Below are 23,607 nucleotides of genomic sequence, written 5' to 3'. Positions count from 1 at the left end.
TAACCGAAAAACCGGGAGGGACTTTGAAATGGGTATTCGGCAGACACAGGGGCGGGCACGCCTGTATGACAGCATCCTTGATACAGTCGGCGACACGCCCTGTATCCGGATCAACCGGATCGCGCCGGAGCATGTGACCGTTTATGTGAAGTTCGAAGCGTTCAATCCGGCGGGGTCGGTCAAGGACAGGCTGGCGCTGAATATCATCGAGGCGGCAGAACGGGACGGGCGGCTGAAACCCGGTCAGACGGTTGTCGAGGCGACATCGGGCAATACCGGGATCGGGCTTGCTATGGTCTGTGCGGCCAAGGGATATCCGCTGGTCGTGACGATGGCCGAGAGCTTTTCGGTCGAGCGGCGCAAGCTGATGCGCTTTCTGGGCGCGAAGGTTGTTCTGACCCCCAAGGCACAAAAGGGGTTCGGCATGTATACCAAGGCCAAGGAACTGGCCGAGGAAAACGGGTGGTTTCTGGCCAGCCAGTTCGAGACCGCAGCCAATGCCGATATTCACGAGAATACGACCGCACGGGAAATCCTTGCGGATTTCGAAGGCACGCAGTTGGATTACTGGGTCACGGGATATGGCACCGGCGGCACGGTCGCCGGGGTGTCACGAGTGTTGCGCAAGGAGCGGCCCGATACGAAAATCATCCTGACCGAACCGGCAAATGCCGCCATCGTGTCGTCAGGCTATGTGAATACGCGCAACGACGATCACCAGCCCACCGAAAGCCACCCCAATTTCGAGCCGCACCCGATTCAGGGCTGGACGCCGGATTTCATTCCATGGGTCCTTCAGGAAGCCATCGACAACGCCTATTACGACCAACTGATCCCTGTTCCGGGGCCGCAAGGGATTGAATGGGCGCGCCGCCTTGCCTCGGAAGAGGGGATATTGACCGGGATCTCGGGCGGGTCGACCTTTGCGGTGGCCATGAATCTGGCGGAAACCGCGGCGCCGGGATCCGTCATGCTGGTGATGCTGCCGGATACGGGCGAGCGTTACCTGTCGACGCCTCTGTTCGAGGGGATCGAAGACGTCATGACGGATGAGGAATATGCGATCTCGGCCTCGACCCCGTCGGCGCAGATGAGCGCGGAATAGGGCGCAGCGTCAGGTTCCGATATCCAGCGCCAGCGCGTGGATGCGGGGCACGATATCGCCCAGCGCCTTGTGCACGGCCCGGTGGCGGGCGACGCGGGATTGACCGGCGAATGCGGCGGCGCGGATGCGGACGTTGAAATGGCTTTCGCCGCCTTCCCTGTGACCTGCATGGCCGCGATGGCTTTCGCTGTCGTCGATCACGTCAAGTTCATGCGGGTCAAAGGCGGCTTGCAGGCGGGTTCGGATTTCGTCGGTCACACTCATTTTTTTGCTCAGCGGCAAAATTTTTGCCGCCCCCCTCTTCTACTTTCGGCTGCTTAGACTAAACTGCTGCCTCCGAGTCGAAAAGATGCGTTCGTGAGGATAGAGCATGGCGAAATCAGACCCCTTCGGATTCGATATGTCCGTTTCCAGCGCCAAGAAAAAGAACCCGCGTGGGCGCCGGGGCATGTCAGGCGCGTCCGAGACCTCGGTCCGGATCTGCGATCACGACGGGTGTGACGAGCCGGGCAAGTTCCGCGCGCCAAAGGCACCGGATGTTCTGGATGACTATTTCTGGTTCTGCCAGCAGCACGTGCGCGAGTATAACCAGAAGTGGAACTTCTTCGATGGCACCACTGAGGCCGAGCTGAACGCGCAACGCTCGAAGGACAAGGTTTGGGAACGTGAGACCAAGCCGATGGGAGACCCGGAGGCGCGCGCCTGGGCCCGTCTGGGCATTGAGGACCCGCATCAGGTTCTGGGCGCCAACAGCACGCAGAACAAGGGGCGCACCTCGGGTGGTGGCGGACGTCGCCTGCCCCCCACTGAACGCCGTGCAATCGAGATTCTGGAAGCCCATGACAGCTGGTCCAAAACCGAAGTGCGCAAGGCGTACAAGAAGCTGATCAAGGTGCTGCATCCGGACATGAACGGCGGCGACCGGTCGCAGGAAGAGCAGTTGCAAGAGGTCGTCTGGGCCTGGGACCAGATCAAGGACAGCCGGAATTTCAAGTAGGGCCGCCGTCAGTCGCCAGCTGTTTACACAGTTTGAACGGATTGTGAGGATGCTGTCTGGAAACCTGTTTCAATTCCCGCAATAGTAGTGGGAATTGAAACAGTGCTTTTCCCGGAGCAACCGCTGTGCGTATGCCTTTCTTTTTGTTGCTTGCCTCACTTTGCGGGCTGGTCGTGGCGCAGTTCTATCCAACCGAGATGGACTGGCTGTTCCTTTTGGCCCTGCTTTGTGTGTTCGCCAGTACGATCCTTCTGATCCGGGCCTGGTTCGGCTGGCGCAGGGCCAACACATGGATCATCGTGGACGGGTCGAACGTGATGCACTGGAAAGACGGCGCACCGGATCTGGCAACGTTGCGGCAGGTTCTGGCCAGCCTGAAGCAAGCCGGGTTCAAACCGGGCGTCGTGTTCGATGCGAACGTCGGGTACAAGGTCGAAGGGGAATACATGAACGACCGGGCGCTGAGCCGCGCCCTGGGCTTGCGGGCCAAGCGGGTCATGGTCGCGCCCAAAGGCACGCCGGCAGATCCGTTGATCTTGCAGGCGGCGCGGGACAGCAAGGCACGTATCGTTACAAATGACATGTTCCGGGACTGGGAGGACGAGTTTCCGGATGTGTTGAAAGCGGATCGTCTTGTGAAAGGCGGTTTTCGCAAGGATGAGCTTTGGTTTTCGCTTTGACCACGCGACCATAGCTTTACGCATCGATCCGGGTTTCGTAGCGTTCAGGGATGACACTGACGTGGCCTTGCCCCGACAGAACAGTTTGTGGATGCAAGGACCGTGGCACGCAAAGAGCAGAAACCGCCAAACGCGAAGATCCCGCCGGATCATCCGTTTTCTGACATCGTCAGCGATGCGTACAGGGTTTTCGCCTATCCAAAGCCGAGCAGTATCGAGGTTTGCGAAGGCTGCTGCATGGACGCCGATATTGAGGCGGACTTCTTCACGCCGTCCATTGCCGAGCTGCCCCTGCATTACGTTCAGGATTGGTTCTTCGCCGCTTGTGATCCCGCGGGGATAGCCCGCGAAACATGGGGGTACCTGCTGCCCCGGATCCTAGAGATTCTGTCCGTGGACGAAGACCCAGCCAGTGTTGGGCTGGAGGTGAGCCTGAACCGGTTTGAAACCGGTAACCCGGATAACTGGTCACCCGAGGAGTGGCAGATTCTGGACCGGTTCCAGCGCGCGTATCTGAAACGCGAGATGGCACGGGAACGCGGCTGTCTGGACGATACGCTTTGCATGTTCGCCCTGGCAGGGTGGCCGCTGGAGTCGCTGTTCGAACAGGTCGCCGCAAGCCCGGATACCGAATTGGTGCTGCGCCTGTGGCGCGATTGGTGTGCATATTGTATTCCGGGGCGGGACTCGATCTGGATCACCGCGTTCTGGAACAGCCCGGGCAATACGCGAGCCTTTGAGTTTTACACCTCGGAAGCGATGCACGACAGGATGACCCGCATTGCGTTCGCCGAGGACACTCCGGAGGATATCGCGGAAAAGGCGCTGGCCGTGGCCAGTGTTATCGAGACCCATGCCGATTGGGGCATAGGCGGGTTGAACGGCCCATAATGCCCGTGCCATGCGCGAATGATGTTGGGTCGATGTCCCGGAGGATGAAGGCGTCAAACCTTGTTCGGTTGATCCCCGATTAGCAACTTCTGCACTTATGCAGTTAACAGCGGGGCGTGATCCGGGCGCGCACCAACAGCGGCGCCACGATTTCCGTTATGTGGGCCTAGTCTGCGAACATGTCTCGCAACGCGCGTGCCTCGCGCCCGGTCAGGCAGCTTAGGCACGTTTGGGGGTGCGGTCCTGCGTCTGAAAGTAACCCCGGAAAGAGCGCGCGCAGTTCCTCGACATCGTCGCGATGCAGTGATTTCAGCGCCATATCGCCCGGAAACAGGCTTTCGCTTTGCAGGCCGTGCGAGGTGAGGATCACATGTTCGGCGCAGGCGATGTGGTAATATGTCACCGCATCGCCCGTCGTCACCTGCCGGATGGTATCATCGTTGACCAGATGAATGGCCGCGCAGAACACGCTTGGTGCGCCAAAATATAGCTCGGCCCGCCAGCCCCCCAGCACGACCCGGTGTTGCGGAGAAAGGTAAAGATCCCTGTCCGGCAGGCCCTTGCCCATCGCATCGCGCCGGATGCAAACCGGGTTGAATTGGGGCCGGACGCGCAGGATTTGCGCGCTGAGCGTTCGTTTGCCGATCCATTCGATGGGCAGCGTGGTCCCACCGGCCACGCAAACCCGATCGCCCACGGCCAGATCTTCGACCGGGCGCGGGCCGCAATCCGTTTCGATCAGGGTGCCCGAGACAAAACAGGGTGGATCGGTCGGGTTCAGATCAACCGGGGTGATCTTCCAGTTGCCTGTGGTCATCGGGCCTGTTGGGTTATTGGCATCCCAGGCGTAGATCTGCCCGCCGACCTGAATGAACTCTCCGGATTCCCCGGTTCCGCGATAGTTTCCCTGGCCAAGATAGGTGTAGGGCTGGAAGGTCGTGCCCCCATCAAACGACACCATCGAACCGCTGATGATCGCGGGTTGTGTCGTGTTCTGGACGATGAGATCGTTCTGGCCCGTCGTATTGACGGTGTGGAGAAGAGCGTTAAATGCCACCGGGAGTCACCGCAGCTTTGCAGGCAATTTCTAACGTCTGCCTGTCATTCGACACGGAGCGACACCCCGGTAAGGCCTGCGCTTGGCATTCCTGCTTCACCAACACCCGATCACTTACAAAACGCCCCATAAGACCATATTATATGCCTGATAAGGTCATCCTCTACAACATGTAGATTGTTGAATACCTACCTGCGTGCAGCCTTTCGGACACATGGTTTGGCGGGTGCGTCCGAATGGCAGCACTGTCATTGTTGATGAACGCGGCTTGATCTGCGTCTTGTACCCATCGCGACCAAGGATCGTCTGCGCGTCAATAGGGCCAGTTTGAAAGAAAAACCTGCTCACCTTTCGGAGCGGGCCGCTTTCCCTTGCCCTTGTCCGCAATATGTTGCACCACACACGGGTTCAAACCCGGTGAGCGGGGCAAAGGATAAGGACAAGGCGCATGGCTGACGGATCGATCGATGTAAACGCAAAACCCACCGAAGATATCTCGGTCCGTGACGTATTTGGCATTGATACGGACATGAAGGTCAAAGGGTTTGCCGAAGCCACCGACCGTGTGCCCGTGATCGACCCGACCTACAAGTTTGACCCCGAGACGACATTGGCGATCCTGGCGGGCTTTGCCCATAATCGCAGGGTGATGATTCAGGGCTATCACGGCACCGGCAAATCGACCCATATCGAGCAGGTCGCCGCCCGTCTGAACTGGCCCGCTGTGCGCGTGAACCTGGACAGCCACATCAGCCGGATTGACCTGATCGGCAAGGACGCAATCAAACTGCGCGATGGCAAGCAGGTGACCGAGTTCCACGAAGGCATCCTGCCCTGGGCCCTGCGCAACCCCGTGGCCATCGTGTTCGACGAATATGACGCGGGCCGCGCCGACGTGATGTTCGTGATCCAGCGGGTGCTGGAACATGATGGCAAACTGACCCTGCTGGACCAGAACGAGATCATCACGCCGAACCCGTGTTTCCGCCTGTTTGCCACTGCAAACACCGTGGGTCTGGGCGATACCACTGGTCTGTATCACGGCACGCAGCAGATCAACCAGGCACAGATGGACCGCTGGTCGCTGGTCTCGACCCTGAACTATCTGAGCCATGATGCCGAGACGATGATCGTGCTGTCGAAGGCGCCGCATTACAACACCGCCGAGGGCCGCAAGACCGTCAGCCAGATGGTCACCGTGGCCGATCTGACCCGGACCGCCTTCATGAATGGCGACCTGTCCACCGTCATGAGCCCGCGGACCGTGATCAACTGGGCGCAGAATGCCGAGATCTTCCGCAACGTGGGTTATGCTTTCCGCCTGTCGTTCCTGAACAAGTGCGACGAGTTGGAACGTCAGACCGTTGCCGAGTTCTATCAGCGCTGCTTTGACGAGGAATTGCCGGAAAGCGCGGCGAGTGCGAGCTTGGGCTAAGCGCCCGGATTGCGCCCGTTCCGGGCGCAATGCCTCCGGCGGGGATATTTTTGGCCAGATGAAGTCGGATCCGTTATTGTTTTCCGCGCCGGGCAGGTCACTTTGATGAGGGCTTAAGGACATGGCACAGAAGAACGACAACCCTGCCGATCCCTTCAAGAAGGCCTTGGCCGAGGCCACCAAGGTCATGGCCAACGACCCTGAGCTGAACATTTCATACACCGTCGATCCGTCGGGCTTGTCGGGCGAGTCGATGCGGCTGCCGCAGGTGTCTCGGCGTATGACGCGGGAAGAGGTTCTACTGGCGCGCGGCACGGCGGATGCTTTGGCGTTGCAGCGCCGGTATCATGATGATGCAACCCATGCGCGCTATGCGCCTCCGGGGGATATGGCGCGGGACTTGTACGAGGCGATGGAGACGGCGCGTTGCGAGGCGATGGGTGCGCGGGATATGCCCGGCACTGCCAGCAACATAGACGTCAAGATCGGGCATGAGGCGATCCGGCGCGGCTATGACCAGTGCAAGCAGCCTGCCGATGCGCCCTTGTCGGTGGCGGCGGGCTATCTGATCCGGCATCTGGCCACCGGGCGCGATCTGCCGCCTGCGGCCGAGAACATCATGAACCTGTGGCGCGGGTTTATCGAGGAACAGGCCGGTGGCGTGTTGGAGAACCTTGATGACGTGCTGTCGGATCAGGCGGAGTTTGCCAAGTTCGCGCGGCAGATGATCAAGGATCTGGGCTATGGCGATCAGCTGGGCGATGACCCCGACGAGCTGGACGACGATCAGGAAGATCAGGCCGAGGACGACGCCGAGGAACAGCCCGATCCTGACAGCACCGGTCAGGATGATCAGGACGATCAGGACGCGGATGCGACCCCTGAGCAGACACAGGAAGAGCAGCAGGATCAATCTCAGGCGCAGGTCTCGATGGATGAGATGGCCGAGGATGAGCTGGGTGACGAGGCCGAGATGCCGGATGGCGAAGCGCCGCTGGAACCGCCTGCCCCGCCGCCCGCATCCGAGGCCGATCCTGATTACAAGGTCTATCTGAGCACGCATGATGAAGAGATTGCGGCCGAAGATCTGGCCGAGCCTGCGGAACTGGAACGGCTGCGGGCCTATCTGGATCAGCAGCTTGAACCTTTGAAAGGGGCGGTCAGCCGTCTGGCCAACAAGTTGCAGCGCCGATTGCAGGCGCAACAGAACCGCAGTTGGGAATTCGACCGCGAGGAAGGCATTCTGGATGCGGGCCGTCTGGCGCGCGTTGTGGCAAACCCCACCACACCGCTGAGTTTCAAGGTCGAGAAGGATACCGAGTTCCGCGATACGGTGGTGACGCTGTTGCTGGACAATTCGGGGTCGATGCGGGGGCGTCCGATCTCGATCGCGGCCATTTGTGCCGATGTTCTGGCGCGGACGCTGGAGCGCTGCAATGTGAAGGTCGAGATTCTGGGCTTTACCACGCGGGCGTGGAAAGGCGGACAGGCGCGCGAGGCATGGCTGAACGATGGCCGCCCGCAGCAACCCGGCCGCCTGAACGACCTGCGCCATATCATCTATAAGGGCGCCGATGCCCCGTGGCGGCGGGCGCGGCCCAATCTGGGTCTGATGATGAAAGAGGGCCTGCTGAAGGAAAACATCGACGGTGAGGCGCTGGAATGGGCGCATCGCCGGATGATCGCGCGGCGCGAGCAGCGCAAGATTCTGATGGTGATTTCGGATGGAGCTCCGGTTGATGATTCAACCTTGAGCGTGAACCCCGCCAACTATCTGGAAAAGCACCTGCGCGATGTGATTGCCATGGTGGAAAAGCGCAAGATGGTCGAGCTGCTGGCGATTGGTATCGGTCATGATGTGACCCGGTATTACGACCGTGCGGTGACGATCACCGATGTGGAACAGCTGGCTGGTGCGATGACGGAACAACTGGCGGCTTTGTTCGACAGTGATCCACGCGCGCGGGCGCGGGTGATGGGGATGAAAAAGGTCGGCTAGGCTGGCCTTGCCTCCGGCGGGAGTATTTCCCAAAAGATGAAAAGGCGGCGATATCGACCGCCCGGCTGAGGGAGGAGTAGTATGTTCCAGTCCTTTGAGGTGACCGCGCGGCCCGAGCAGGGGCCGCCGCGTCTGGCTGCGTTGCGCGCTGAGTTGGTGCACGAAGGGTTGGACGGGTTTCTGATCCCACGGTCGGATGCGCACCAGGGCGAGTATGTGGCCCCACGGGATGAGCGTCTGGCCTGGTTGACCGGGTTTACGGGATCGGCCGGGTTCTGTGCTGCGCTGACCGACATGGCTGGTGTGTTCATCGACGGGCGGTATCGCACGCAGGTCAAGGCACAGGTCGCGGATGTGTTCACGCCGGTGCCGTGGCCTGACGTGAGCCTGAGTGCATGGCTGAAAGAGCAGTTGCCCGGTGGAGGCAAGGTCGGTTTCGACCCATGGCTGCACGCGGCAGGGCAAATCTCGGCCGCGCTTGACGAGCTTGAGGGCACAGGCGTCGAACTGGTGCGGTGCGACAATCTGGTGGACCGGATCTGGGCAGACCAGCCTGAACCGCCGATGCAGGCCGTCAAGGCGCATCCGATCGAGTTTGCGGGTGAAACCGCTGACAGCAAGATTGCCAGACTGGCCGCAGACCTGCGGCGGGCCGGGCGAAAGGCCGCAGTAATCACATTGCCGGATTCGATCATGTGGCTGCTGAACATCCGGGGATCGGATATCGCTTACAACCCCGTGGCCCACGGGTTTGCGATCCTGCATGACGACGGCAGGGTCGATCTGTTCATGTCTGCGGCAAAACTGTTGGACGTGCAGGATCATCTGGACCCGAAGGTAACGGTGCGCAACCCTGCGGAGTTTCTGGATGCGGTGGCAGCGCTGGACGGTGCGGTGCAGGTGGATCTGAGCACGGTGCCGCAGATCGTGGCAGACGCGTTGGGCGATGCCATGGTGGATGGCGGCGACCCCTGTGCCCTGCCCAAGGCCTGCAAGAACCCGGCCGAAATCGCGGGCAGCGCCGAGGCGCATTTGCGCGATGCGGTGGCGGTGGTCGAAACTCTGTGCTGGCTGGACGCACAGCCCCCCGGCAGCCTGTCCGAGACACAGGTGGTCACGCGGCTGGAAGAAAACCGCCGCAGGGACAATGTGTTGCAGGATACCTCGTTCGATACCATTGCCGGGACAGGCCCGAACGGCGCGATCATGCATTACCGCGTGACGGACGAGACCGACAGCCGGTTGCAGGACGGTCATCTGCTGGTGCTGGACAGTGGCGGGCAATATCTGGATGGCACCACCGATATCACGCGGACGCTTGCCATCGGCACTGTCGGGGCGGAGGAAAAGACCTGCTTCACCCGCGTGCTGAAGGGCATGATTGCCATGTCGATGCTGCGCTGGCCCGCAGGGCTGGCCGGGCGCGATATCGAATGCGTGGCCCGCACGCCGCTATGGGCGGCCGGGCAGGATTTCAACCATGGTGTCGGACACGGCGTCGGGGCCTATCTGAGCGTGCATGAAGGGCCGCAGCGCCTGTCGAAGGTCAGCCATGTCCCCTTGCAACCCGGCATGATCCTGTCGAATGAGCCGGGATATTACCGCGAGGGCGCTTTTGGCATCCGCATTGAAAACCTAGTGGTGGTGGAAGAGGCCCCGGCCCTGCCCGGGGGCGATGCGGAACGCGCGATGCTGTGCTGGCGCACCCTGACATTTGTGCCAATTGACCGCAGGCTGATCATGGTTGATATGTTGACGCCTGACGAACGCGGCTGGCTGAACGCCTATCATCGCGACGTCGCGGAAAAAATCCGCCCAAGGCTGGGACATGACGCGCAACTGTGGTTGGATGCCGCAACTGCGCCGATCTGACACCCGCCTGTTACATAGAACGGGCAGAGGAGAGGCCCCAATACGTCGACGGAAGGAATAGAAATGACTGAGATCACGATCCAAAAAGCACCGGGCAAATGGACTGTCCGTTCGGGCGGTGCGATTCTGGGCGAAACGAGCAACGCGCTGGAACTGCACGAAGGCGACAAAGCTCCGGTGATTTACTTTCCGCGCGGCGATGTTGCGATGGCGTTTCTGGATCAGACCGACAAGGTGACGCATTGCGCCGGCAAGGGCGACGCGACGCATTTTTCCATCGTCAACAAATCCTCGGTGACCGAAAACGCGGTCTGGAGCTATGAAGACCCGATTTCCACCGTGGCCGAGATCAAGGGATACCTGGCGTTTTATCCGGTGGACTCGGTGAAGGTGGAGCAGATTTAGAGGCGCCGGACAGGGTTTCAGCGGAGGCTTCGGGAACGCTTGTCCCGGTCGCGGGCCCCTTACGAATGTTCCTCGGCCGCGGTGGCTGCAAGGGCCCGGTTGTAAGCCTTGAGCGCGTCGACATGGTAGAGCGCGCCAACCGGTGTCTCGGACCCGTCCTGTTCCAGAACGATAACCGGAATGCAGGGAATGTCGTCGCGGTCGAAATAGGGCATCGCGGCCTCAAGCGTGGCGCTGGCCTGAATGCACAGGCCCTGTTTGATCAGGGCTTGCGCCTCGTCCGCAGTGATCGACCGTTGATCCCCAAGCGGACGCATCACCGCCCCGGCGCGCAGCATCGCCAGCAGATAGGCCTGCGGCCCGGCGGCCAGGTGGACATCGCGGCGTTCCAGCTGGGTCAGGAAGAATGACCGGTCCACAAGGCGCGACGCCAACGCGGTGGATATGGATACAGTCACCATCACGGCAAGGCCGATCTGCCAGTCTCCGGTCAGTTCAAATACGATCAGAGTGGTCGAGATGGGCGCGCCCAGCACCGCAGCAGCCACAGCGCCCATTCCGGCAAAGGCATAAAGCGTATGCGTGCCGGACACATCCGGCAGCAGCCCAGTGGCGATCAGTCCGAACGCCAGCCCGGTCAATGCGCCGATCATCAGGGACGGTGAAAACACCCCGCCCCCCATGCGCCCGCCCATGGTGATCGCCACAGCCACTGTCTTAGTCACCGCAAACAGGATCGCGGTTGTCAAAACCAGATCACCGGTCAGGGCGCGGATCGTGGTTTGGTAGCCGACACCGATGATATGCGGGAACCAGATTGCCATCAGCCCCAGCATCGCGCCGGACACGGCCGGGCGCAGCCAGCCCGGAATGGACAGGCGGTTCTGGATATGGCTGCCGATATCATCAGCAAAGAAGATCGACCGCATCAGCAGCAGCGCGACAAAGCCGCAGATCAGGCCGAGGATCAGGAAGGCGGGAAGTTCGACATAGAATTGCAGCGAACCGGGCGTTTCCAGCGTGAACTCGGTAACGTCGCCATATTCCAACCGGTTGATCACCGTTCCGGCGACCGAGGCGATGACGATCGGGGCAAAGGCATGCACGGCGAAGTGGCGCAGCACGACCTCGAGCGCGAACAGGGCCCCGGCGATGGGGGCGTTGAAGCTGGCTGATACGGCGGCGGCGACAGCACAGCCCAGCAGGTCACGGCCCGTGATCCCGTCGGCATGGATGCGGTTGCTGACCCAGGTGGAGATGACCCCTGCCATATGCACCACGGGGCCTTCGCGGCCCGTTGACCCACCGGAACTGAGCGTGATCAGCGAGGCAAAGAACGAGGCAATTCCGGCCTTGACCTCGACCCGCCCGTCGGTGATGGCCGACCCTTCGATCACATCAGCGACGGACCTCACGCGCCCGTCATTGGTGAACCGGTTCAGGATCAGGCCCACGACCAGCCCACCGATGATCGGGATGATCAGGATCATGAACCACGGCAGTTTCTCGGCATGGCTGTGCAGCAGCAGAACGTCATCGGTGTCATAGAGATAGGCCTGCAACGCGCGGATGGCCTTGCGGAATCCAAGCGCCATGAAACCGGCAGCGATACCGATGACCAGCGCGATGAACCAGAACTGTATCTGGCTTGGTCCCCGGCGCAGCATCACCCGCCACGCATCCCTGATCGCGGCCAGAGCCTGATTGAGCTGGTTGCGCAGAACGGTGCGGGTCGACTGGGTCATTGGCCCTCGGGGATCATCACGTAACCCTTAGTAAGCCACGGAGCATCCTAATAAAAGTGAGATAGCGACAGTGTGAAGCCAATTCGTGCCACGGGTGCATCAGGCTTGCAGCAGAGCCCGGGCGGCGGCGCGGGCCTCGTCCGTGATGGTGTCGCCCGCTACCATGCGCGCAATCTCGTCCACCCGGTCGGATTGGGCCAGAGGGATGACGGTGGACAGGGTTTGCCCGTCCGTGACCTGTTTCTGCACCCGCCAGTGATGCGCCGCACGCGCGGCGACCTGCGGAGAATGGGTGACAACCAGCACCTGCCCGCCCTGCGCCAATGACGCGAGCCTGCGACCGACCGCATCGGCAGTGGCCCCGCCAACGCCGCGATCAATCTCGTCAAAGATCATCGTGCGGGCGCTGTCATCGCCCGACAGGCACACTTTGAGCGCCAGCAGGAAGCGGCTGAGTTCACCCCCCGAGGCGATCTTGTTCAGCGGCCCCGCAGGCGCGCCCGGGTTGGTGGCCACGGTAAAGGCCACCGCGTCGGTCCCTTCGGGGCCGGGTTCAGCCGGGGTGAGTTCGGTCCGGAACACCGCGCGTTCCATTTTGAGCGGAGCCAGTTCCGCCATGACGGCAGCGTCCAGCCGCCCGGCAGCCGCCGTGCGGGCCGCGCTTAGGTCGGCGGCGGCAGTGTCATAAGCCTTTCGTGCCGCGTCCACGGCGGCACGCCTGTCCGCCAGGTCGGCATCGCCTGCTTCCAACTGGTTGAGGCGGGTGCGCAGAGTGTCGGCAAACGCGCCCAGGTCATCCGGGGCCACGTCATGTTTGCGGGCCAGTGCGCGGATGGCAAACAGGCGTTCTTCGGCCTGTTCCAGTTCCGACGGGTTGAAGTCCAGCGCCTGAAGGCAGGCGTTCACGCCATCCTGCGCCTCGCCCAGTTCAATCATCGCGCGCCCCAGCGCGGCAATCGGTTCGTCCAGCTGACCACCTGCGTTGCCAGACACGCCTTCCAGCCAGCGGATAGCGTCGGACATCGCCCCTTCGGCACCGTCCCCGGTCAGCATGGCATAGGCGCGGGCGACATCATCGCGGATACGCTCGGCCCCCTGCATCATGCGGCGGCGGGCATCAAGTTCGGCATCCTCACCGGGCTGAGGATCAAGCTGGTCCAGCTCGGAAACCGCGTGGCGCAGGAAATCTTCCTCACTTCGGACGGCCGCCAGCGCGGCCTCTGTCTCGGCCAGTGCCTTGCGGGCGCGTGACATGTCGGCCCAGGCCGCACGAACGGATGTCAGCCGGTCCGAGACCCCGGCGAAATCGTCCAGCATGGCCCGGTGGCCGCGCGGGTTCAGCAACCCGCGGTCATCATGCTGGCCGTGCAGTTCGATCAGGGTTTCCGACAGTGCGCGCAGCACATCGCCCGAGCAGCGACGGTCATTGACCCAAGCGGTCTTGCGCCCTTCGGCGGTGTTGATCCGGCGCAGGATCAGCTCATCCCCGCCCGGCAAGCCCGCCTCGGCCAGTATCGCATGTGCGGGATGATCGGCGGAAAGCTCGAACTCGGCCACAACCTCGCCCTGTGCCGCACCCTGCCGTACCAGTTCCGCACGCCCGCGCCAGCCCAGAACAAAGCCCAGCGAATCCAGAAGGATAGACTTTCCCGCGCCGGTTTCACCGGTCAACGCATTCAGGCCCGGCTGAAAACTGAGTTCCAGCCGGTCGATGATCAGCATGTCGCGGATATCAAGGGCGCGCAGCATCGGGTCTTCAGCGTCCCAAGCCTAATGCCATGGCGATTACAACCACTCACCCTTGATGGTCTGACGATAGATCGTGCTGAGCCAGTTGTTGCCACGGCTCTTGAGCTGAAGCCCGCGTGAGGTCAGCAGCTTGTACGCATCGTCATACCATTCCGAGGATTGGTAGTTGTAGCCAAGGATGGCACCTGCGGTTTGCGCCTCATCCAGCAGGCCGAGGGAAAGATAAGCCTCGACCAAACGATAAAGCGCTTCGGCGGTGTGGGACGTGGTCTGGAAATCCTCGACCACGACGCGGAAGCGGTTGATGGCCGCGGCAAAGTGATCCTGACGCAGGTAATAGCGCCCGATCTCCATCTCTTTGCCGGCCAGGTGGTCAAAGGCCAGATCGAATTTCAACACTGCCGAGGTGGCATATTCGCTGTCGGGATAAACCTCGATCACGGTGCGCAGCGATTGCAGCGCCTGAAAGGTCAGCCCCTGATCGCGCCCGACCTCGTCAATCTGGTCGTAATAGCTGAGCGCCAGCAGATACTGGGCATAGGCCGCGTCTTCGTCCGTTGGATAGAAGTCGATATACCGCTGGGCCGCGGCCCGGCTTTCTTCGTAGTTCTTGTCGGAATGGAAAGAGAACGCCTGCATGATCAGCGCACGCTTGGCCCAGTCGGAATAGGGATACAGACGCTCGACCTCGGAGAAATACCAGGCCGCGTCATCCGAGCGATTCTGCGACAGTTCGTATTCGCCACGGGTGTAGATCTGTTCCGGTGTGAACCCTTCCAGATTCTGATCCCGGTCCGCGCCCTTGTTGCCAAAAAGGCCGCCTGCGTTTCCACATGCCGTCAAAACTGCTGCCAGAAGAACCGCGCCTGCGAATCTGACTGCCGCTTTGCTGCCAACCATACCGCCCATCCTTGTCGTCTTACTTAATGGGGTTCGCCCCGAATTGAGCCATGGTCTAGCACAGAATATTCCGGTGCAAAACGCCTTATGCAACATCTGGCGCAAATGTCGTCAGAGTTGATCTGATCAGGCGACTTCGGGAATTTCGTTTACGATCAAGCCCTGCCCGGGCAGGCGTGCGGCCTGTTCCGGCGTGCACAGAACCGGGCGCACCGCGCCGGGCGTTTCAAACAGATTGCGCAGCAATGTGTTGGTCAGCGAATGACCCGACTTGTCGCCCGTGAAACGGCCCAGAATCGGCCCGCCTGCCAGATAGAGGTCACCCAGAGCATCCAGCATCTTGTGGCGCACGGCTTCGTCGACGCGGCGGAACCCGCCGGGCGTCAGAACCTCGCTGCCCTGCACGACCACGGCGTTATCCAGAGTACCGCCCAGGGCCAGCCCGTGTTCGCGCATGGCTTCAACATCAATGCGGCGGCAGAAGGTGCGGCAATCGCTGAGTTCGCGCGCGAACGACCCGTTGCGCATATCCAGCGTCTTGGTCTGGCTGCCGATTGCGCTGTCTTTGAAATCGATGTGGAAATCGATGATCAGCCCATCCGCAGGTGCGATGCTTGCGCTGGCCCCTTCACGCGATGCGGTGACGGTCTTCAGCACCTCATAGGCCAGCACCGGGCTGGCCTGACGGCGCACGCCTCGGGCCATGATGCCGCGTACGAAATCGATCGAAGACCCGTCCATGATCGGAACTTCGGGGCCGTCGATTTCAATCAGTGCGTTGTGAACGCCGCACCCGGCCAAAGCTGCCATGATATGTTCGATGGTGGATACCGACACCCCGGCATCATTCACCAGACGGGTGCAAAGCGGGGTCCGTTCGACCACGTGATAGATCGCCGGGATCATCGCATCGCCCAGATGGATATCCGTCCGTTTGAACCAGATGCCATGACCAGCTGCTGCCGGTTTCAGGATCATGGTCGCAGGCTTGCCGCTGTGCAGCCCGACGCCTTTAAACGTGACCGGAGATTTGAGCGTATGTTGCAAAATGGGCCTCGGCGAGTGGTGTCCAGCCTGCTGGGGCTGTGTTGGACACTCAGTTAAGGAAGCCCGCGTCAAGGCTCAACTCACTCTTTGTAACCGAATGAAACATGTATGTAACAGATCGGCAAAACCCTGCTTACCCGTTCGTAAGCCACTGTTTTAAAAAGAATTAGGGCCGCCAAATGGCGACCCCGTGAGTGGATTTTGTTACCGCGATCAGTTGGCCTGACGGCGCAGGAAGGCTGGAATTTCGATACGATCCTGATCCGGGTCGGCCTCATCGTGAATCGGTGCCGTGGCCTCGGACTGGCGCAGAACGGGCTGCTGACGCGGCGGATGGGCCGGTGTATCAGAGGCGTGCCCGGTCATCCGGTCGATCAGCCGATTGAAGCCAAACCGCGAGCGTTCTTCGGGTTCGTGATGCGAAACCGCCGCTTGCGGGCGGGGCGCTGCGGCGCGCTGAGCTGCCGAGGGAACCTTCTGAACCGCTGCCTGCAAACGCTGGAGCGCTTCGGGCGACGGGGTGCCTGCGACAGGCGCGCGCGGGGCAACAAAAGCCTCGGGCGCCGGTTCTATTTGCTCGGGCTGCGGCTCGAATTCGGCGACGCGCGGCTGATAGGCCGGTGGCGGCAGATCGTCCTCATCCCGTTCATCAAACGGCTGGAACTTCGGCTGGGCGGGCTCTTCCGCGGCTTCAAACAACGAAGGTTCGCGGTCCTCTTCCATCTGCGGCGCGGGCTCTGCCATTTCGGCGGCTGCGGGCGCTTCTTCGCGACCGTATTCTTCGGCCGAAACGGTGCGGGTCAGCGGCTCGGACATCGAGCGGCGCGCGACCGGGATATCAGCCGTTTTCTCGGTGGCGTCGATGCCGGTCGCAACAACCGACACGCGCATGCCGCCTTCCATCGCGGTATCCAGCGTCGAGCCGACGATGATGTTCGCCTCGGGGTCCACTTCCTCGCGGATGCGGTTGGCGGCTTCGTCCAGCTCGAACAGGGTCAGGTCGTGCGAACCGGTGATGTTGATCAGTACACCCTTGGCGCCCTTGAGGCTGATTTCGTCCAGCAGCGGGTTGGCGATGGCTTTTTCCGCCGCCTGAATGGCGCGGTCTTCGCCAGTTGCCTCACCGGTGCCCATCATGGCTTTGCCCATCTCGTCCATCACGGCGCGTACATCCGCAAAGTCGAGGTTGATCAGGCCCGGACGCACCATCAGGTCGGTTACGCCTTTGACACCCTGATACAGGACATCGTCGGCCATCGAGAACGCCTCGGTAAAGGTAGTCTTTTCATTGGCGAGGCGGAACAGGTTCTGGTTCGGAATGATGATCAGCGTGTCGACGACCCTTTGCAGTGCCTCAACACCGTCCTCGGCCTGACGCATCCGCTTGGCACCTTCGAACTGGAAGGGCTTGGTTACGACACCCACGGTCAGCACACCCAGCTCACGCGCGGCCTGCGCGATGATCGGAGCGGCGCCGGTGCCGGTGCCGCCGCCCATACCCGCGGTGATAAAGCACATATGCGCGCCTGCCAGATGGTCGACGATCTGTTCGATGCTTTCTTCGGCAGCAGCGGCACCCACGGCCGGGCGGGCCCCTGCCCCCAAACCTTCGGTGACCTTCACACCCAGTTGCACCCGCGCCGAGGACTGGCTTTGCTGCAGTGCCTGCGCGTCAGTGTTGGCGACGACAAAATCGACGCCGTCCAGCTGTTTTTCAATCATGTTGTTGACAGCGTTACCGCCCGCACCGCCAACGCCAAATACTGTAATCCGAGGCTTCAGTTCGTCTTGCCCGGGCATCGAAAGATTCAATGTCATGCTCTGTCCGCCTGTATTTATGTTCCGCCAAAGCGGTATTTTTCTTACCTATCCTTGCTCGATTCTAGCGGGCTGATGCGAAAAGGTCACGTCAAAAATCGCGATTCACCACAAAATATGGAGGAAATAAGGCAGAAACCGGCGGCATTTCGCAGGTACTGCCAGATATAGCGGAAACAGCGGCGACCATCACAAGGCAGACGACCCCGGCGCGAGGACTCAGCCGTTCGTCACGCTTTGGTCGACCATCATTTACACTGCGGAAAACTGCTCAGGTCCTGCCGCGAGGCCTCTGCCGGACCTTGTGGATATCTTGAGGGATAAATCGGCGCGCCGCAACCGGATTTTTCAACTGAGCGGCGAACTTGGACAGTTCAGGCTGGTTTCGGTGATGCTGCGCACCTCCTGGATTTCACTTTCTGCAAACGAGGCCAGACGCACCATCAGACGGCCTTCGTGCAGGAAGGGCCACCAGCAGACGGGAATACCATCCGGATCATTGTCATAGAGAAAGCAGATTTGACCGTTTGGCGTGGTGATCTGCCCATAGACACAGCCCTGCCCCTCTTGTCGCCAAACCGAAGCGTGACGGTTCAGAAATTGCTCAGTCCCGACGAAATAGCCGCTGCGAATCTCATGGAACGTGAGCGTTTTGCCGACGGCGGCGTCCAGAAATGCCTCGGGCGTGATGATGGTCTGGGCCGAAACCCATCCCGGCAACAGGGCCGCACACAAGGCGGCCCGGCACAGGGGGCTACCAATTGTCACGGAACCACCGGACGGCCCGCTTGAACGGGCGCGCGGCATAGGTGTCGACCGGGATCTCGAAATCCCACCATTCGTCCTGCGGGTGCGCCGCAAACAGGCTGAGCCCCACTGAGGACGAGAACGCCGGTCCTGTCGCCGATTGCGGCAGGCCATGCACTCGCAGCGGGCGGCCCAGACGCACGCGTTGACCAAGGATGCGGGTCGCCAGACCGTCCAGCCCCATGATCTGACTGCCGCCACCGGTCAGAACGATCTGCTGGCTTGGCATGTGTTCAAACCCGGCCGCATCCAGACGCACGCGGACCTCTTCTAGAATTTCCTCGACGCGCGGACGCATGATGCCGATCAGTTCGGCCCGACTGACCGTGCGGCGGTCGTGTTCCCAGTCACCGGTATCGCCGCCGATATCGATCATGTCGCGGTCATCAGCGCCGGTCGCATGAACGCCGCCATTGAACGTCTTGATCCGCTCCGCAACTGCCGCGGGCACACCCAACCCCATCGAGATATCAGCGGTCACGTGATCGCCGCCCATACGCACGCAATCGGCATAGATCATGTGTTTCTTCATGAAGATCGAAACGCTGGTGGTACCGCCGCCCATGTCGATACAGGCCGCGCCGAGTTCCTGCTCATCCTCGACCAGCGCGGAAATTCCCGAGACGTAGGCCGAGTTCGCAATCCCGGCGAGTTCCAAATCGCAGCGTTTGATACAGCGCACGATGTTCTGGATCGCCATCGCATCGACGGTCAGCATGTGCATATCGACCGCAAGACTTTGGCCCATCTGCCCGCGCGGGTCGATCAGGCCCGAGCGGTTGTCGAGCGCAAAGTTGACCGGCTGTGCGTGCAGCACCTCGCGCCCGTCGCCGTAATCCGGAACGTCGCAGGCGTTCAGAACACGACCCACTTCGGCCTCGGTCACCAGCTGGCCATCCAGATCAACCTGTGCGTCCAGCCCGTAAGAGCGCGGGTTGGCCCCCGAGAAACAGGCGATGACGTGATCGACGCGAATATCGGCCATCTTCTGTGCGGCCTGAAGCGCGGTGCGGATGGCGCGTTCGGTTTCCTGCATGGCGGTGACTTCGCCAAACTGTACGCCGCGCGAACGTGTCGTTGCGGCCCCGATAACCCGAAACCCCGTCTGCCCCGCCATTGAGCCGATGGTGTTATCTTCACTCAGCCGGCCCGATCCGTCAAAACGCAGAACGAGGCAGGCAATCTTGGAACTGCCCACATCCAGAATCGCGATCACACCGCGTTGCAATGCCTGGCGCCGCATTTGACGCATGGCGCGTTGGGACTGATAAAGATCGGTCATCATGCTCGTTACTGCCCGTTACTCAGTGTCACTTTTGTATTCCACCAGTCTTCGCTGGCGGCTTTGGTCATTCGGATGGTGGGACGCTGGCCAAGGCGCATGTCGACCACGGCCACGTCGCGTTCCAGAAGGTCCTGCACCTCGTTCACCGCAAGCACGCGTTCCAGCGCGCGCACCGGGCGCTCGGTCGGCAGCATGATGCGCTGGCCACGGTCCAGGACCAGATCCCAGCGCCGTTCACCCACGCGCACCAGCCCGCGCACACGATTGCCCAGGCTGCGGGCGGTCTGAAAGATCTCGAGCGCCTGTGCCACATGTGCATCCGCGCCCGCGCCCGCGATCAGCGGCAGGTCGGCATGGTCCTTGCGAGAGGTGGTTTCCTTGACATGCGCGCCGGTCTCGTCGAGCAGTTCGAGCCCGTCATGCGTCCGCCAGACAATCACGGGCTGACGCTCGACCACGTTGACCTGAAGGATGCCGCCCGGACGGATACGTACGGTTGCCGATTTCACCGGATCAAGCCCGGTGATCGTGTCGCGCATCTGTTCGACATCCAGATCCCAGGAACTGATCGGGAAATCCAGAGGCACGACCTCGCGGATATCATCGGACAGGCTGGTGCCTGCCCCGTCGATGGCCATCAGGTTGACCATGAACTCGGGGCGTTCCTGAATCGAGGTGCGAATATCGGCAATATAGGTACCAAGCGCTTCGCGCCGTTCCTGAGAGGCAAAATAGACGCCAACTGCCGCGGCAATGGCGCAGATCGGCAGGCCAAGCTTGACGCCCAGACGGATGCCCGGTGTCAGCATCCAGCGCTGAAGACGATAGCTGAGGCGCGACGGGGCCGGATCGCTGCGGCGTGCGGTGCGGGAAAACACCCGCGCCCCGCGCAGACGCAGAATGGGCTGGGTGTCATGCGGTTCCGTATCTGCCGAGGCAAAATCGGCATCCGGCCCGGCAAGGGGCTTGGTGCGATGGATTTCCAGAGAGCGGCTGGCGATTAACGGTTGCATGAGGCGTCCTTAACCATCCAGGCGCAGAGCTGACCAAATGTCATGCCCATATGCGCGGCCTGTTCCGGGGCCAGCGAGGTGGGTGTCATGCCCGGCTGGGTATTGGTTTCCAGCAGAAACAGCCCATCAGCACCCGCGCTGTCATCCCAGCGAAAATCGGTGCGGCTGACACCCTTGCAGCCCAAAGCATCATGCGCGCGCAAGGCATAATCCATACAGCGATCAAAGATATCCTGCGGGATATCGGCGGGGACCACGTGCCATGATCCGCCGGGTTTGTACTTGGCGTCATAATCGTACCAGCCGCCATCGGTCATGATCTCGGTCACGGTCAGGGCGCGGTCGCCCATGACGGTCACGGTCAGCTCGCGCCCGGCCACGTATTTCTCGACCATGATCTGGTCGGGCATGTCTTCGGACAGCTGCGGCGGGCCGTTGGCGTTTTCGTGAACGATGTAGATGCCGACACTGGACCCTTCGTTATTGGGCTTGGCCACATAGGGCGGTTCCATCACATGGGCGCGGGTCACTTCGGCCCGCGGGACGATCACACTGGGGACAACGGGCAGACCTTCGGCCTGATAGACGTCCTTGCTGCGTTGCTTGTCCATGGCAAGGGCCGAGGCCAGAACGCCCGAATGGGTATAGGGGATACGCATCCATTCCAGCATCCCCTGCACGCAGCCATCCTCGCCCCAGCGGCCATGCAGGGCGTTGAAAACCACATCCGGCTGAATATCCAACAGGCGCGCATAGAGGTCGGGACCTGCGTCCAGTTCGACCACTTCAAAGCCTTCTCCCACAAGGGCGGCTGCGCATTCGCGCCCAGAGCTGAGAGACACCTCGCGTTCCGCCGAGGGGCCGCCCATCAATACCGCCACTTTGGGGTTTGTCCTGCTCGACATACCCAATGTGCGCCTCAATGTCCCCGGACCTTATGTGGTGGTCCGTACTGCGTTTATGCCTTTGATCCGTCGCCTGAATTTGCCTGTTTTGGTCTGACGGTCGGGGCTTTATTCTTTTAGCGGATCACCGACCCGCATGATTTCCCACTCTAGCGTGATGCCGCTTGTTTCGTAAACCTTTTTTCGCACCTCTTCGCCCAGACCTTCGAGGTCGTCAGCGGTAGCGGTGCCGGTATTGATCAGGAAGTTCGAGTGTTTCGGGCTCATCTGTGCCCCGCCGCGTGCCGCACCGCGCATTCCCGCATCGTCGATCACTTTCCACGCCTTGAGGTCATGCACGTCATCAGCCTGCCCGGTCGAGGAAAACCCGGCCGGGTTGCGGAAGGTCGATCCGGCGCTGCGGTCCTTGGTGGGTTGGGTTTCGTCACGCTTTTTCAGTTGCGCTTCCATTCGGGCGTGAAGGTCATCGGGATCGCCGGACGGGCCTTCGAACGTGGCCGAAATCAGAACGGCGCCTTCGGGCAGGTCGGACTGGCGATAGCGAAAGTTCAGATCCTCGGGCGTCAGGTCCCGCAGGTCGCCCTGCCGGGTGACAATGGTGGCCTTGCGCAGCACGTCCGCCGTGTAGCTGCCATAACAGCCCGCATTCATCCGCACCGCGCCCCCGATCGAGCCGGGGATGGTGCGCAGAAAGGTCAGGTCCACGCCCGCATCCGCGGCCTTGCGCGCAACATGCGCGTCCAGTGCGGCAGCGCCCGCGATGACCGTATTGCCCTCAACCGAGATGGCGTTGAACCCGCGCCCCAGCCGGATCACCACGGCCCGCAAGCCACCATCGCGCACGATGAGGTTCGAGCCGACCCCCATCGGGAAGACCGGCACACCATCCGGCAGATCGCGCAGGAAGGCCTGCAAGTCTTCGATATCGGCAGGTTGAAACAGGTAATCCGCCGGCCCACCGACGCGGAGCCATGTGAGGTCAGACAGGTTACGCGCTTTGGACAGGCGGCCCCGGACGTCAGGAAGGACAGGGGGAAGCCGTGTCATGTAGTCGCGCGCACCGCCAGGCTGCGCCCACCGACCCCGCCCATGATTGCGGCAAAAAGGAAGGGGAGTACGCCGGCAGTCAACCAGACCAGCGGGCCGAACGCCTTGTCTTCTTCACCCGTTCCGACACCGGCCAGCACGACGATCAGCCCCAGACCAACCGCGGATGTCAGCCCGATCAGCCACAGAAGGCTGCGCAGGCCAAGCCAGCGGCCCGCCGTAAACCCGGCAACGGCACCCAGAACGAAGGAAACGAGCGGTAGATAGGCAAATGTGGCGATTGTCGCCATGACAGATCTCCTGAAGTTGGCCGGTTATTCTTTGGCCGCCTTCATGCCCTGCATTTTCGCCTTTGTCCAACGGGTCAGATAAATCACCGGCCAGCGCAGCACGGACATGCCCATTGCCAGCACCAGCAAACCGATCCAGGGGCCGTTTTCATAGGTGACATAGCCGACGATGGGAATGCCCACGATGATCAGGATATAGGCGCGCGTCCAGTGGTTGTCGGTACTGGGGATCAGCGCAAGGATGTTGGCGGCAAAGCCCCACAGGGCCGCCAGAGCGATAGACCATGTCATTCCGCGACCTCGTGCCCTGTCCATTTGCGCCAGTAATACCGGATGGGGTTGCGAAACATCGACACGAACCCGGCAAATGCCGCGACCGACCAGAACCAGCCATGGACATACCCAAGCCACACGACCAGCACTGGTGCGCAGATCAGCAGGACAAACCCCGGCGGGAATTGCAGCCGCATCGGCAACATTGCCACGATGGTGGCGCAGATCACCCAAAGCGCTGCAAAGATCATCGAATAGTCCATTCGCCCCTCCGAGGACACGCGACT

23 protein-coding genes are annotated in these 23,607 nt (G+C 61.4%); 8 read left to right on the top strand and 15 right to left on the bottom strand.

Going from position 1 to position 23,607, the window contains the following annotated elements:
* The first annotated feature begins 28 nt into the window (after positions 1 to 28).
* On the top strand, positions 29 to 1,105 hold the full coding sequence (cysK, locus tag ACR0BF_RS07530) for a cysteine synthase A (RefSeq protein WP_480624599.1): 1,077 nt from the start codon (positions 29 to 31) through the stop codon (positions 1,103 to 1,105).
* Between the two features lie 9 nt (positions 1,106 to 1,114).
* On the opposite strand, the gene ACR0BF_RS07525 is transcribed toward cysK, so the two are convergent.
* The gene (locus tag ACR0BF_RS07525; RefSeq protein WP_209597754.1) at positions 1,115 to 1,369 is read right to left on the bottom strand and encodes a BolA family protein; all 255 of its coding nucleotides are present in this window, start codon (positions 1,367 to 1,369) and stop codon (positions 1,115 to 1,117) included.
* 106 nt (positions 1,370 to 1,475) lie between these two features.
* Between ACR0BF_RS07525 and ACR0BF_RS07520 the strand changes: the two genes are divergently transcribed.
* The 3 genes from ACR0BF_RS07520 to ACR0BF_RS07510 all read left to right on the top strand — a co-directional run bounded on the left by ACR0BF_RS07520 (position 1,476) and on the right by ACR0BF_RS07510 (position 3,673).
* Entirely contained in the window at positions 1,476 to 2,102 is a 627-nt protein-coding gene (locus ACR0BF_RS07520; protein WP_480475989.1) for a J domain-containing protein, read from the top strand.
* Between the two features lie 131 nt (positions 2,103 to 2,233).
* Positions 2,234 to 2,782 (top strand): NYN domain-containing protein, encoded by a 549-nt coding sequence (locus ACR0BF_RS07515; RefSeq protein WP_480517720.1) that lies wholly within the window; start codon positions 2,234 to 2,236, stop codon positions 2,780 to 2,782.
* A 102-nt stretch (positions 2,783 to 2,884) separates the two neighbouring features.
* Entirely contained in the window at positions 2,885 to 3,673 is a 789-nt protein-coding gene (locus ACR0BF_RS07510) for a hypothetical protein (protein ID WP_480624598.1), read from the top strand.
* Positions 3,674 to 3,839: 166 nt separating this feature from the next.
* On the opposite strand, the gene ACR0BF_RS07505 is transcribed toward ACR0BF_RS07510, so the two are convergent.
* Positions 3,840 to 4,730: a Hint domain-containing protein gene (locus ACR0BF_RS07505; RefSeq protein WP_480516316.1), complete on the bottom strand. Its 891-nt coding sequence runs from the start codon at positions 4,728 to 4,730 to the stop codon at positions 3,840 to 3,842.
* 448 nt (positions 4,731 to 5,178) lie between these two features.
* On the opposite strand from ACR0BF_RS07505, the gene cobS reads away from it, so the two are divergent.
* The 4 genes from cobS (at position 5,179) to ACR0BF_RS07485 (ending at position 10,441) form a co-directional block, all read left to right on the top strand.
* Positions 5,179 to 6,165: a cobaltochelatase subunit CobS gene (gene cobS / locus ACR0BF_RS07500; protein ID WP_480475981.1), complete on the top strand. Its 987-nt coding sequence runs from the start codon at positions 5,179 to 5,181 to the stop codon at positions 6,163 to 6,165.
* A 121-nt stretch (positions 6,166 to 6,286) separates the two neighbouring features.
* The gene (gene cobT / locus ACR0BF_RS07495) at positions 6,287 to 8,164 is read left to right on the top strand and encodes a cobaltochelatase subunit CobT (RefSeq protein ID WP_480624597.1); all 1,878 of its coding nucleotides are present in this window, start codon (positions 6,287 to 6,289) and stop codon (positions 8,162 to 8,164) included.
* A gap of 81 nt (positions 8,165 to 8,245) precedes the next feature.
* Entirely contained in the window at positions 8,246 to 10,036 is a 1,791-nt protein-coding gene (locus tag ACR0BF_RS07490; protein WP_480624596.1) for an aminopeptidase P family protein, read from the top strand.
* A 63-nt stretch (positions 10,037 to 10,099) separates the two neighbouring features.
* The gene (locus ACR0BF_RS07485) at positions 10,100 to 10,441 is read left to right on the top strand and encodes a DUF427 domain-containing protein (protein WP_480475975.1); all 342 of its coding nucleotides are present in this window, start codon (positions 10,100 to 10,102) and stop codon (positions 10,439 to 10,441) included.
* A 59-nt stretch (positions 10,442 to 10,500) separates the two neighbouring features.
* On the opposite strand, the gene ACR0BF_RS07480 is transcribed toward ACR0BF_RS07485, so the two are convergent.
* The 13 genes from ACR0BF_RS07480 to ACR0BF_RS07420 all read right to left on the bottom strand — a co-directional run bounded on the left by ACR0BF_RS07480 (position 10,501) and on the right by ACR0BF_RS07420 (position 23,583).
* Positions 10,501 to 12,186, bottom strand: a complete 1,686-nt coding sequence (locus ACR0BF_RS07480) for a chloride channel protein (protein WP_480624595.1) — start codon at positions 12,184 to 12,186, stop codon at positions 10,501 to 10,503.
* Between the two features lie 99 nt (positions 12,187 to 12,285).
* Positions 12,286 to 13,935 (bottom strand): DNA repair protein RecN, encoded by a 1,650-nt coding sequence (gene recN, locus ACR0BF_RS07475; RefSeq protein ID WP_480624594.1) that lies wholly within the window; start codon positions 13,933 to 13,935, stop codon positions 12,286 to 12,288.
* 36 nt (positions 13,936 to 13,971) lie between these two features.
* Entirely contained in the window at positions 13,972 to 14,835 is an 864-nt protein-coding gene (locus tag ACR0BF_RS07470; protein WP_480624593.1) for an outer membrane protein assembly factor BamD, read from the bottom strand.
* 126 nt (positions 14,836 to 14,961) lie between these two features.
* On the bottom strand, positions 14,962 to 15,882 hold the full coding sequence (gene lpxC / locus ACR0BF_RS07465) for a UDP-3-O-acyl-N-acetylglucosamine deacetylase (RefSeq protein ID WP_480475967.1): 921 nt from the start codon (positions 15,880 to 15,882) through the stop codon (positions 14,962 to 14,964).
* A 213-nt stretch (positions 15,883 to 16,095) separates the two neighbouring features.
* Positions 16,096 to 17,700 (bottom strand): cell division protein FtsZ, encoded by a 1,605-nt coding sequence (gene ftsZ / locus ACR0BF_RS07460; protein ID WP_480554080.1) that lies wholly within the window; start codon positions 17,698 to 17,700, stop codon positions 16,096 to 16,098.
* Positions 17,701 to 18,048: 348 nt separating this feature from the next.
* Positions 18,049 to 18,468, bottom strand: a complete 420-nt coding sequence (locus ACR0BF_RS07455) for a hypothetical protein (protein WP_480624592.1) — start codon at positions 18,466 to 18,468, stop codon at positions 18,049 to 18,051.
* Complete coding sequence (ftsA, locus tag ACR0BF_RS07450) at positions 18,455 to 19,789, bottom strand: cell division protein FtsA (RefSeq protein ID WP_480475961.1); 1,335 nt, start codon at positions 19,787 to 19,789, stop codon at positions 18,455 to 18,457. The genes ACR0BF_RS07455 and ftsA overlap by 14 nt, the downstream gene beginning before the upstream one ends.
* Before the next feature lie 8 nt (positions 19,790 to 19,797).
* Positions 19,798 to 20,805 (bottom strand): cell division protein FtsQ/DivIB, encoded by a 1,008-nt coding sequence (locus ACR0BF_RS07445; RefSeq protein WP_480475959.1) that lies wholly within the window; start codon positions 20,803 to 20,805, stop codon positions 19,798 to 19,800.
* A complete protein-coding gene (locus tag ACR0BF_RS07440; RefSeq protein WP_480493807.1) occupies positions 20,793 to 21,716 on the bottom strand; it encodes a D-alanine--D-alanine ligase in 924 nt (307 codons plus the stop codon). The genes ACR0BF_RS07445 and ACR0BF_RS07440 overlap by 13 nt, the downstream gene beginning before the upstream one ends.
* Before the next feature lie 102 nt (positions 21,717 to 21,818).
* Positions 21,819 to 22,757 carry a UDP-N-acetylmuramate dehydrogenase gene (gene murB, locus ACR0BF_RS07435; protein WP_480557559.1) on the bottom strand — a complete coding sequence of 313 codons (939 nt, stop codon included), beginning with the start codon at positions 22,755 to 22,757 and terminating at the stop codon, positions 21,819 to 21,821.
* A complete protein-coding gene (locus tag ACR0BF_RS07430) occupies positions 22,754 to 23,047 on the bottom strand; it encodes a hypothetical protein (protein WP_480624591.1) in 294 nt (97 codons plus the stop codon). Before ACR0BF_RS07430 ends, murB begins: the two co-directional genes overlap by 4 nt.
* A 24-nt stretch (positions 23,048 to 23,071) precedes the next feature.
* Positions 23,072 to 23,338 carry a DUF2484 family protein gene (locus ACR0BF_RS07425; RefSeq protein ID WP_480475955.1) on the bottom strand — a complete coding sequence of 89 codons (267 nt, stop codon included), beginning with the start codon at positions 23,336 to 23,338 and terminating at the stop codon, positions 23,072 to 23,074.
* The gene (locus ACR0BF_RS07420) at positions 23,335 to 23,583 is read right to left on the bottom strand and encodes a DUF2484 family protein (RefSeq protein WP_480516296.1); all 249 of its coding nucleotides are present in this window, start codon (positions 23,581 to 23,583) and stop codon (positions 23,335 to 23,337) included. Before ACR0BF_RS07420 ends, ACR0BF_RS07425 begins: the two co-directional genes overlap by 4 nt.
* Between the last annotated feature and the right edge of the window lie 24 nt (positions 23,584 to 23,607).

Source organism: Ruegeria sp. AG7 (genome assembly GCF_056541545.1).
This window is presented reverse-complemented; position numbering and strand designations above follow the sequence as displayed.